This is a genomic window from Microcystis sp. M090S1, from assembly GCF_020246295.1.
GTDB classification, from domain to species: Bacteria; Cyanobacteriota; Cyanobacteriia; order Cyanobacteriales; family Microcystaceae; genus Microcystis; species Microcystis aeruginosa.
In genome coordinates, this window is sequence record NZ_JADBTF010000466.1 from 1 (window position 1) to 11,083 (window position 11,083).

General features: G+C 41.2%; 14 protein-coding genes. 7 read left to right on the top strand and 7 right to left on the bottom strand.

The features are described 5' to 3' along the window. Both IM477_RS20345 and IM477_RS20350 read left to right on the top strand, forming a co-directional pair. A partial coding sequence (locus IM477_RS20345; RefSeq protein WP_287733254.1) for an ARC6/PARC6 family protein occupies positions 1-616 on the top strand: 616 nt, incomplete at its 5' end. A gap of 100 nt (positions 617-716) precedes the next feature. Further along, positions 717-938 (top strand): serine hydrolase, encoded by a 222-nt coding sequence (locus IM477_RS20350; RefSeq protein ID WP_502866551.1) that lies wholly within the window; start codon positions 717-719, stop codon positions 936-938. 205 nt (positions 939-1,143) lie between these two features. On the opposite strand, the gene IM477_RS20355 is transcribed toward IM477_RS20350, so the two are convergent. The 5 genes from IM477_RS20355 to IM477_RS20375 form a co-directional block, all read right to left on the bottom strand. Then, positions 1,144-1,296, bottom strand: coding sequence for a hypothetical protein (locus IM477_RS20355; protein WP_002759543.1), 153 nt, complete (start codon positions 1,294-1,296; stop codon positions 1,144-1,146). Then, on the bottom strand, positions 1,283-2,161 hold the full coding sequence (locus IM477_RS20360) for an SDR family oxidoreductase (protein ID WP_287733256.1): 879 nt from the start codon (positions 2,159-2,161) through the stop codon (positions 1,283-1,285). The genes IM477_RS20355 and IM477_RS20360 overlap by 14 nt, the downstream gene beginning before the upstream one ends. Before the next feature lie 3 nt (positions 2,162-2,164). Then, a complete protein-coding gene (locus tag IM477_RS20365; protein WP_002759539.1) occupies positions 2,165-2,473 on the bottom strand; it encodes a hypothetical protein in 309 nt (102 codons plus the stop codon). A gap of 349 nt (positions 2,474-2,822) precedes the next feature. Then, the gene (locus tag IM477_RS20370; RefSeq protein ID WP_072924375.1) at positions 2,823-3,884 is read right to left on the bottom strand and encodes an ABC transporter permease; all 1,062 of its coding nucleotides are present in this window, start codon (positions 3,882-3,884) and stop codon (positions 2,823-2,825) included. A gap of 157 nt (positions 3,885-4,041) precedes the next feature. Next, positions 4,042-4,560 carry an adenine phosphoribosyltransferase gene (locus IM477_RS20375; RefSeq protein WP_012266767.1) on the bottom strand — a complete coding sequence of 173 codons (519 nt, stop codon included), beginning with the start codon at positions 4,558-4,560 and terminating at the stop codon, positions 4,042-4,044. 98 nt (positions 4,561-4,658) lie between these two features. On the opposite strand from IM477_RS20375, the gene IM477_RS20380 reads away from it, so the two are divergent. The 5 genes from IM477_RS20380 to IM477_RS20400 all read left to right on the top strand — a co-directional run bounded on the left by IM477_RS20380 (position 4,659) and on the right by IM477_RS20400 (position 7,488). Next, complete coding sequence (locus IM477_RS20380; protein WP_045358672.1) at positions 4,659-5,285, top strand: DUF3038 domain-containing protein; 627 nt, start codon at positions 4,659-4,661, stop codon at positions 5,283-5,285. Positions 5,286-5,287: 2 nt separating this feature from the next. Then, entirely contained in the window at positions 5,288-5,941 is a 654-nt protein-coding gene (locus IM477_RS20385; protein ID WP_287733257.1) for a DUF4335 domain-containing protein, read from the top strand. A 183-nt stretch (positions 5,942-6,124) separates the two neighbouring features. Then, positions 6,125-6,532, top strand: a complete 408-nt coding sequence (gene speD, locus IM477_RS20390; protein ID WP_002795793.1) for an adenosylmethionine decarboxylase — start codon at positions 6,125-6,127, stop codon at positions 6,530-6,532. 59 nt (positions 6,533-6,591) lie between these two features. Next, positions 6,592-6,897 (top strand): DUF6464 family protein, encoded by a 306-nt coding sequence (locus tag IM477_RS20395; RefSeq protein ID WP_287733258.1) that lies wholly within the window; start codon positions 6,592-6,594, stop codon positions 6,895-6,897. A 78-nt stretch (positions 6,898-6,975) separates the two neighbouring features. Continuing rightward, on the top strand, positions 6,976-7,488 hold the full coding sequence (locus IM477_RS20400) for a L,D-transpeptidase (protein ID WP_002759526.1): 513 nt from the start codon (positions 6,976-6,978) through the stop codon (positions 7,486-7,488). Here the strand turns inward: IM477_RS20400 and IM477_RS20405 are convergent. Both IM477_RS20405 and IM477_RS23225 read right to left on the bottom strand, forming a co-directional pair. Further along, a complete protein-coding gene (locus IM477_RS20405; protein ID WP_287733259.1) occupies positions 7,450-8,100 on the bottom strand; it encodes a TIGR04282 family arsenosugar biosynthesis glycosyltransferase in 651 nt (216 codons plus the stop codon). The genes IM477_RS20400 and IM477_RS20405 overlap by 39 nt on opposite strands. Positions 8,101-8,329: 229 nt before the next feature. After that, on the bottom strand, positions 8,330-10,918 hold the full coding sequence (locus IM477_RS23225; protein ID WP_502866552.1) for an ABC transporter substrate-binding protein: 2,589 nt from the start codon (positions 10,916-10,918) through the stop codon (positions 8,330-8,332). Positions 10,919-11,083 lie beyond the last annotated feature (165 nt).

The following is an 11,083-nucleotide window of genomic DNA, read 5'->3' on the forward strand; positions in this document are numbered from 1 at the left end:
CTATAACACAGATGATGATATCTGTGTGTGGCTTTATAGTCCAGACAATCAAATTTTACAAGGAACAAAATTGCCAGAAGACGGAAAGTATTTGCTGCAAATTGCTGCCCCCAAAGGCTCTAAAACTTTTAAGATAGATATAAGTTTAGGAACGCTCGCTTCTTCCCCGACACCGACACCAAGACTCTCTCCATCTCCCTCACCTTCCCATGATCTCACACAAGATGAAGCAGCAAAACTTGTTAAACGTTGGTATGAAGTTAAAAGACAGGCTTTCGGTTCTTCTTTTGATGACAGCTTAGTAAAGCAATACGCCACCGGAGAACTTTATTCTAATACCTTAGAAAAATGTAATGATGGAATCTGTGGGGGGACAGTGGGTTGGCTGCGCTCTCAAGGCTGTTATTATACTTATGATTTTTCCAATATTAATCGGATAGTCTCTTTTGATCCTTCAGGTTCGTCACCTTCAATAACAGTCAATGTAACGGAACAACTTACACTCCATGGTCCCAGAAGTGCTGGATGTGGAACCCCAACCCAGACTTATCAAAAAAATGTTACCTATTGGTTTAAAAAAGAGAGTGAAAATTGGAAAATTTCCAATCGAAATTGAGCAAGAACAAGCAATTTAACCAGCTTATAGCCAAGCGATTAAACAATTAATTAAACGAGATTTACATCCTCAAGCGTGGAAAGAAAAACCTTTTAATCCTATCCAAAACTTTTTAGGTCAATCTCTCCCGGTTAACACTCAATTTTATGCTAAAATGGGCTGGACATTTAATAATCGAAATGATGCGGCTATTATCGTCAGTCCTGATAACAAAGCTCATTATATTTTAGTTGTCTTTGGAGAGGAAAAAAAGTTTTATCAAGATAAAGAGTTTTTCCCAATTCTTTCACGACAAGTTTATAACCAAATGCTTAAAAAATGACTTAAGAAAAGACTAAAATAGGAGATAATTCGGGAGAATAAGCAGGTAAATACGCCAATTAAGTTGCAAAGGGCAGTTCAAATGATTCCGGTTCTGATGGAGTTGCCGCCGAGATTCTATACATCTGTACTGAATAAAAAAAGTGCAGGACTTTTAGGATATTTTACCTTTTTCCTATCGGCATTTCAGGCTTTTTCAGCATACCCTACTTAACTTTTCGCAATCCTTTAGAAAGATAGGCAACGAAAAAAGCTAACACTCCTGTCATCCCTACCTCAAAATAATTGGCCATGAGAATAGCGGTAAAAAAAAGGAGCAAGATAATTAATATAGTCCGCTTTTGTTCAGATAATTTCATCTCTAATTGCCTCTAATTCGGTTTTAATACTTAATGGTTGATAACCTAAAGAAAAAGCAAGAGAACTATCAAAAGAAACATCCTGCGGACGCGGCGCAATCATGGGAACATCGCACTGTAAACAGGGTTTTATTTGTTCTCTGGGAATGTTAAAAACTGCCGCCATTAGTAAACCAAATTGATAACGAGAAACTCTTTCTTTCCCCCCCAGATGAATAATCCCTTGCACTTTTTCTAATGCCAAAAGTAACCCATTCACCGCACTATTAACCCCAACAGCAGTACGATATTCATCAGTAAATAGAGATAATTCTTTTCCCTCTTGGAGGGTTTTTAAAAAGGGTTGCAGAAAACTATTAGCGGTGGGAGAAGGGGAACCAAACATCAAAGGCATTCGACAAATAGCCGCCCGAGGATATATTGCTAAAATACCCTTTTCCGCCGCTACTTTTTGCTCACCATAGACACTGACGGGAGAAACGGGATCATGTTCGGAATAGGGGGCATTTTTACCATCAAAAACCAAATCGGTAGAGGTAAAAACTAGCGGTATTTGATATTGACTACACAAACGGGCAATTTCTAGAGAAGCTGTCAGATTAATTGCCTCGGATGCTTGGGGAAATTCTTGACAGAGATTCGGTTTTGATTGGGCAGCCGCATGAATTACTGCGTCGGGTTTAATCTGTTGAAAAAGTTCTTTAACTGCGGCTAAGTCTGTTAAGTTAATTTTAATTAAATTCGGGTCATTACTATTGACATTGTGATTAAAATATGTACCAAAACTTGCCCAAGATGAGCGAGTTTTTTGGTAAATATGCCAACCTAAAAACCCACTAACTCCAGTGATTAACAGCGTTTTCATAGTTTAGAGATTAAATCCTTTTTCGTAGACTAAAAACTGCACCTGTGGTTCCAACGGTTCACTAACTAAACCAATTCCTGCAAATCCCCATCGCTGCATCAGTCCCTTTAATTGTGTTCCTGAGAGAGTTTCCACAGAAAAATTATTGGCTAAATCCTGAGCATGGGTATTGATATAACTTAAAGCATCGTAGGATTCTTTAAACAGAAGCAGATAACTGGCCGGAGTTTCGCTTTCACCTTTTCTCAGACGCGCCACTAGGTATTGTCCGTCTTGTTTTGACCTGAGTAAATAATGCGTAGTTGCTAACATAGTTGGTTAAGTGGGTGGGTGGAATTAAATATAAGATGAACGTAGGTTGGGTTGAAGCATGAAACCCTACGCCTGCATGGGTTACGCTACCGCTAACCCATCCTACAAATAATTGTGCCTCCCTACTTAAGTAAAAAGTGAAAAGGAAAAAAGGGGTTGGGGGTTAGGGGTTGGGTTTTAGGGTTTTAGGGTTTTGGGGTTTTGGGGTTTTAGTTGAAATTTCCCCCATCTCCCCCCGCAACGCGCACGCAGTGGTCTCCCCCCGCAACGCGCACGCAGTGGTCTCCCCATCTCCCCACTGATAACTGATTACTGTTTACTGATAACTGATAAAATTTCCCCATTTCCCCTACTTTAAATCCTCCAATTTAATCCTAGGATCTACAGCTTTGAGAAGTAAATCAGCCAGGAGATTACCGATAATCAACATAGTAGCACCCATCATTAAACTGCCCATAACTAAATATAAATCTTTAGCCGTCACAGCTTGCAGAATTAAACGACCTAATCCGGGCCAGTTAAAGAAAAATTCGGCGATAAATGCCCCACTTAACAAACTGGAAAATTCAAAGCCCAAAAGAGTTATCAGAGGATTAATAGCATTGCGTAAAGCGTGGACATAGATAACTTTATTTTCTGGTAAACCTTTCGCCCTTGCGGTTTGAATATAATCCTGTCGAAGAACATCTAACAATTGTCCCCGCATCAATCTTTGTAATCCGGCAAAACTGGTAACTGTCAGGGCAATAGTTGGTAAAATCATGTGCCAAGCGATATCTAAAACTTTACCGATAGGGGAATATTCCGAATAGTTAATACTGGTCATATCACCCACCGGTAAAAGCGGCGAGACATTTTGGGCGAGAATTAGCAGTAAAAGGGCAGTGATAAAACTGGGGAAACCTTGACCAAGATAACTGATAACTCGGAAAAATTTATCGATAAATTGGTTTTGTTTGACGGCGCTGAGAATGCCCAAGGGAATCGCAATCGCCCAGGTTAAAATGATGGAAGTCAAAGACATTAATAACGTCGCTGGAATTCTCTCTAATAATAGGGAAGACACGGGACGAAAATAGGTAAAACTCAGACCAAAATTAAACTGAGTTACCACTTGCCACAACCATTTAAAATACTGGACAATCGGCGGGTCTTTTAAACCAAAAAGGGCAATATATTGTTCTTTAGTTTCCTGACTAATCTTGGGATTAAGGTCAAGCAAAGCCAGAAAACCGCCGGGGGTTAATTGGATAATAGCGAAACTCAAAGCCGAGGCCAACAACAGGGTTAATAAACCCTGGAGAACACGCTTGACAATATATAAAAAAGTTTCGCTAGTTAGGAGAGATTGTAACCCATTAGCACTCGATCGAGCGGTTGCATCCTTATAATTATCATCGGTCGCCGTCATAAGTAATCGTGCCAAGTTAATTTCCTAGTGGGGACTCCAATTCAGGAGTCAGGAGACAAATAGTCGCGCAGAATTAATTGCCATTTTTGAGATAGGCACTCTTGCAAGAGTGTTAGCGAAATGTGTAATTAATTCTGCTTAGCTACTTAAAAAAACCCTAATAATCGATGAGGGTAATAATCGGTAAATCGGGTAATTTTTCCCGACCACCAAGGTCGATTAACTCGATGATAAAAGCAAATCCTAACACCTCACAACCAATTTTTTCTAATAAACCGGCCGTCGCTTTCGCCGTCCCTCCCGTCGCGATTAAATCATCGACAATTAAGACTTTATGATGGGATGCCACCGCGTCTTGATGAATTTCGAGGCTATCGCTTCCGTATTCCAAATCATACTCGATACTATGAACGGCGGCGGGTAATTTGCCCGGTTTCCGGACAGGAATAAATCCCGCTTCTAATTGGTATGCTAAAGGAACACCAAAGAGAAAACCCCTGGATTCCATACCGACAATGTAATCGGGGGATAAACCGTAATCGCGACACTTTGCCGTTAGGGTATCGATCGTGTAACGTAATCCTTGGGGATGATTGAGTAGGGTAGTAATATCGCGGAAGACAATACCCGGTTTGGGAAAGTCGGGAATATCGCGAATCAGTGATTTCAGATCCATTCGGTTTCCGTGTCTCGTAAAATGGGGGACAGCTATCTATACAATACAATTTACAATACCCTGACTCGATCGCCCTTGTGTTTTAGTTCTCCTATATCATGACCTCTACTAGCCTAACGCCCGAATCTACAACATCAGCCCCAGAAAAACCGGTTATTTTAAGCGTTTTACCCGATTTTCCGATTGCAAGTCAGCAATGCGCCCTACATCTCCAACAGCATATCGATTTAATGCTGTTAGCGTTGGAATCCTTAGAAGTCGGTGCCGGGGAGGCCCTGTTAGCCCTCTGTAAAGAACTAGGACTCGATAAAATTATCAAAAACCGGATTATTTTCTGGCGCTTACGCTGTACTAATCCGTGGCGAATTTCCTACACCCTCGACCGTCTGACCCTTGACCAAGCAAAAGCTTTAGTTATCATTGCCAGTTACCGGGCCAAACCCCTAGCTATATCCATCCGACAATTACTGTTAGCGCGGCAACAGATGGAATCAAAGGGTTTACCCGTGGATAATAATTTTCTTTTATCAGAATACCTAGAAAGATTTCGCTCCAATTTTCGCAGTCGCATGAACCCCCGCCGGGCCAAAGTATCGGTTTATCTAGCCGATGAAAATGCTTTAAATGAACTGGCTTTATCCCTCCTCGATCAGTTATTATTTTGTACTGGTACGACGGGAATGCAGCGGTTTTGGATTAGTTTATTTGATGGGGAGATAGTGTAAAAATGAGAAGACAGTATAGCCTGCCCAATTGTACCCTGATTCTCGATGGTTTCGGCGATGATTTCGCCCCAGCTAACCCCGGTGATAGCCGACCTTTGCTCTCAATTTTGACTAACGTAGAATGTCGGTTAATCGGGGCCAATAAAGTCCTGCAAGGTGGTCGGGTTTTCTTGGAAAATTTGGTACAAGCGGTCAGTCAGTATGCCCAAGAATTTTTGAGTGGTGTTCGTCATCCCCAAGACCCCGTACAGGAACCAGATCATGTGTACCTAGAAAAGATTGACCAGAATCTCCATCGTCTGGTCTGGTATCCATCAACGGACTTGAATATCCCGGAAAGTCCGGTGAAGATAGAAATCAGTACCGTGCAGTTATTCGATTTAATAGAAGCGATTGACCAATTTTTTGCCGATACTCGCACTTTACCTGACCTAACCCTGAAATTACAGCCAGTTTCCCGTCGCTACCATAAGGTCAATGAATCGGTGGCTGGTCGAACAGTACCTTTTTTGGCAGGATTAGGCAGTCTTGTCGCTTGCGCCCTACTTTTCTATCTGTCACCCGTCCCCCAAGTCCGTAAACCCGAAAATCCCCCCATTCCCGCCGCTTCTCCCAGTCCCACCGTCCCCACTAATCCTGTCCCCCCTCCTAGATAAAATTAGTCCCTTGCGCTTTTCCCAACACCCCACACCCCACACCCCACACCCTTCTCCCCCACCCTGTCCCAGTTTTTAGAAAAAGTAACCGAGAAAAACCAGATCTTTTTTGCACAAGTTAGAAAAATTGTGTTATGCTGGTAAATCTGTGAAGGTTTTTCGATAGGGAGTATTGAAAAAAAAATGACCAAACTGGGAACCCATTTGATTGTCGATGCTTGGCAAGTACCTGCTGACCTCCTCAACGATCCCGAGCGCATTCGTCGCGCTATCCTCGATGGAATTACGGCAGGAGAAGCAACGCTGATCGATTTGTGTGTCCACCAGTTCAGTCCCCACGGAGTTACCGCGACGGCGACTTTAGCTGAATCTCATATCGCGATCCACACCTGGCCTGAACACGGCTATTTCGCCGCCGATTTATTCTTCTGTGGTGCGGGTAAACCCGTGGTTGCCATGGAAATTTTGACCAAATCCCTGCAAGCAGGTGAGATTAAAGTGCGGGAACTAACCAGAGGATTCCCCAGTACTGCGGGAGTTTATGAAAGCAAAAAGGAAGAACCCCTTAAGTCTTCCCTGGTTATGGCCTAATTTCTAGGGACTGCCTCGATAATAAGTTATCATCACTGGCGATCGCCTAAACTGAAATCGTGATCAGGATAACCTTTGTTTTTATCCTCGCCCTCTTTCCCTCTCTCGTTAGTCTCTGGTTGATTAACCGATCCCAACAGAGATTAAGCAACCGTTTGAGAGGGATTCGCCATCGTCACGAATACAGCACGGTGATTGCCAGTGATTTTTTGTCAATCCCTCCAGGGACAGAAAATAAACCGGCCTTGATCGGTGATCTTAGTTGTCGTTTTAATGCCTATTCTCCCCATTTGCGTTGTGCGGTTAATCCCACCGGTCCCTGTGAAGGTTGTCGGCAGTACGAAGCTAAAACTGGCACAGTATAAGCGGCTTGAGCTTCCAAAAAGTTCCCTATTTGCTATCCTTAAAAATTATCGCTATCGCAATTGAGGAGTGTGGGAATAATGGCGTTCAAACGAAATTTGACCCTCTTAATCATCGGATTAGGATTAACTTGTTTACCCGTATATCCGGCCCAAGCTAACCAAATCAGCACCGTCACCCCGAATACCGCAGCCAATCAAACTCTCGCTACCCATCTGGTCCTGAAACTGAAAGAGAGAAAAGTTTACATTTATCAAGATAGTAAAGTTTTAGCACAATTTACCGTCGCCGTCGGCAAAAAAGGCTGGGAAACCCCCACCGGTAAATTTGAGGTGCGGGAATTAGTTCGCAATCCCGTCTGGAAAAGTCCCTGGACAGGAAAAGTCAGCACCCCCGGTCCCAATAGTCCCCTAGGGGAAAGATGGATCGGTTTTTGGAGTGACGGCAAAAATTCCATCGGTTTTCATGGCACCCCCGCAGAAAATTCCCTCGGTAGCGCCGCTTCCCATGGTTGTGTGCGGATGCGGAATCGGGATGTGAAAGTGTTGTTTGATTTAGTCCGCATGGGAACCCCCGTCATCGTTCAACCTTAATTCCGGCAGGTATTTTTTTAAGATAGGCAGGTCTTCCGGACGATCAATATCGGCTAATTTAGGCAGATAAGCGGTTTTTAAAGCCAGTTTAGCGGCGATTGTCTGGGTTTTTGCCAAGACTTCCCCCGTCCCCCAGGGAATACCGTCAAAAAGCTCTGGAAAGACCTGTTTTAAAGCAATTAGGTAGTATCCTCCATCTAACGCCGGCCCTAAAACCATATCGTGGGTTTTTAGGGCCTCAAAGGCTACTAAAATCTCTTTTTCCCCGATTTCTGGACAATCTGTGCCAATAATAGCGATCGCTGTCATCCCTTGAGCAAAACCATCGGCAAAAGCATTTTGCATCTTTTCTCCTAAGTCTTTTCCCCGTTGAGAATGATAGCAATAATGCACACCTAACCAAGTACGCATTTTTTCCTCGCTGCCGCCATGGTAGCAAATGATCAGAGAGAGAAAATTCCTCAAACCCGCTAATTTACCGAGAGTATATTCGGCCAGTTTGCGGTGTAATTCTTCGGCTCCCTCGGCTGCCAAAGCTGGAATCATACGGGTTTTTACTTTCCCCAATTCTGGATAACGGGTAAAAATAATTAGTTGTTGTCTCCAGTCCACGAGTGATTGCGACGATGATATTAATTATTAGTTTGAGCCTACTGTCAATAGAAGGCAGGAAAGCCAATAAAACAGGCTTTATTGGCTTAGTATAGATTATTTTAGTTGGTTATCTAATTCTGTGTTGGGTTTCGTTCCTCAACCCAACCTACAAGAGGGGCGATCGCTTGATTGAGTCGAAACCTTTTTCCTAGCGGCATTTCAGACTTTTTCAGCCAACCCTGATTAGCTAGGGACTAGGTTTTTTGGGTGAGTTTAAACAGGATAAACCAGCATCTTTAGCCGTAGGATACTTGATTGGGACAAAAGCAAAATCTGAACTTGGTGTCCGACACTCCACAATGTGAACAAATTCTACGGAGGGATTTTGGGGATCGCCATTTTCATCAAGTTTCTTGCGATCGCCATTTTCATCGAATTGAATTGTCCCAGTTGCACCTTTAGTGACAAGAAAATCAAGAGACTTTAATTGTTCAAGGATATTAATTCGTGTGGGAGTATTTGCCTTTTCTAGAGCTTTTGTTAGAGCAAGAGTTGCATCATAGGATAGGGCCGTTATTGCATTAACAGAAGTTGTAGTCCATAAAATTTTGGCATCCTTAAGAAAATCCTGGTTAGGACTGGTTAAAGAATCCCAAGGAACCGTAATAACAAACTTTTGAAAAGGTTGTAGGTTGTTAATTTGTTCTAAGGTACGAGAACTACGAAGCCCCCATGATCCGATAACCCAATTTTGACTATTATTAAGTTTTATAAGTCTAATTGCATCGCCTTGAGCATCGCCAATTGCTTTTGGGAATAGTACAAGCCCTATTTCTTCTGTTATTTTTCCTTGTCTTTTTCGTAACTCTTGGATGGCTTCTTCTGCCTTAAAATTATTTCCGAGATCAAATTCATCTAATTTTACTACAGTTCCAGAGAATGGAGGGCGTGTAAAAATAGTTTTAAAACTATTAAAAAAAGATTCACTAAATGGACTTCCTTCACTATAAAAGCCCACCACTTTTTTAATAGACTTTTCTTGTAAAAATTTTGCAATGGCAGGAGATTGTTGCTCGACGGAAAAAACAGTTCGCAGGAAATTTTTTCTGGGGTATTTAGTAAGCTCGCTAGTCGTTGATCCGGGAGAAATCAAAACTAAATTATTTTGATTATAAATATCCACCGTTGCTAGAGTCATTTCACTGGGATAGTGACCAACAACCCCTAAAATTTCAGGACGCTGGGAAAGAGATGATGCTGTCTTTTTGGCTAATAATTCCTTATTTTCATCATTAGTAATGACAACTTTTAATCCCTTACCATTAATCGCTTTTTTGTTGATAAAATCTTGATCTGGAAAATACTTGAGGAATGGATCATTGTCATTTAAAATTCCCAGATTAATTTTTGTTTGTAATTGTGCTACTCCTCGTAACATTTCTTTTGCTCGACTATCATCATCATCATCATTAGAGCTATTTTGATTTTTGGGAGGAATACTAACAGCAACAGCAATGGTGTAATATGGCATTTTATTGGCTTCTAGTAAAGCATTATTTAAGTAAATTAACGTTTCTGGATCTAGCCTATCCTGTTGCCATGCGTCCTTAAATCTTAACAGGGCTTTTTGATAATCACACTGTGCAAAATATTCTGTACCTTTCTTCTTGTTAAACGATTGAGAGTAATTAAGAACTTCTTCTCCTTCACTAATAAAGTCGCCCGTTTGTTTTGGACAATCAGATGGAATTAATGGAGTAATAATATTATGGCGATTAATGGCAATTAAACTTACAACTGCTATTAATGGTATTCCTATCCTAACTGGCAGATTTAATTTGAAATTTTGGGGCTTTAAAGTTTTTATAGAATGCAAAATTTGGGCGATTTTTGCAGAAGGCGAAGTGATTGGTGGAATCGTCGGAGTAATGGGATAAACCTCATTTTGCACTTCTTCTTCAATCACCTGAATATCCTCATCCCTGAGTCCATAGATAATTTGCAGTTTCTTTAAACTCTCTTTATCTTTGTTTTTCAATGGAGTATGATTAGCAGCAGCTATTATTTTCCGAAACGCATTCCTATATTTCTTAATATTGTCTCGTCGCAGTAGCAGTGGGTTAAGAACTTCTGTTTCAATCGTTCTGGCTTCATCTGGTGAGAGATTTAATTGATCTATTGTTGCATCCAAAACTGCCCTATCTGCAGCAGAAAAGTCTTCCTCCTTAAAACAATAATCTTTAATATCCTCATCATTCCACTTTTTAATAATATCCTCAACTATTTTACGATACTTAAATTTAGGATCATTAGCAGCAAGAGGAGATCTGGCCAAATAAATAGTATCCTCTCCTTCAAGAGAAAGATAAAATTTGGGAGTCATTGCCGGGGCAGCTTCCTTTACTCGTTCGCTGGCATACTCATGCAATTCATTAACAGAAATTAATTGATCACCATCCTGATCTGCTGCACCAGTTTCAATTCCTTCAACTAGATATTTTGTATAGATGGACAAATCTTTATCTTCCGACTCAAAAGAATATTCAATTGGACTAGAAGAGGTCAAAATCGCCCTTCCTTTACCTCCTAATTCCTCTTGAATGTTAAATTCCCCTTTGATTGGCATTCCCTGAACCAATGCTCCGCTAAAACAGCAGTCGAGAATAATTATCTGCCTTTGGGAACGACTATCTGTGATGTACTCTTGAAGTTTAGTTGCCGCTAAAGCTGTTGCAAGAGAAAAATTTCCCTTCTGATCACGCCCAGTGTCTCTTGTACTTAGAAAAAATCTAGCCTTTTGATCTTTAAGTCCATGCCCAGAAAAATATAAAAGCACCAAATCATCTTTCTGTCGATTAGCAAATAGAACTCTTGCAAATTAATTATATGTTATAATGATGGGTTAACTAATTTTTCCCAAAAAATTAGTTAACCAGTACATTCGTCCTGAATGAAAACTTGAAGTTTAACTTTTAACTCAAAACTCTTTAGATATGCTTTA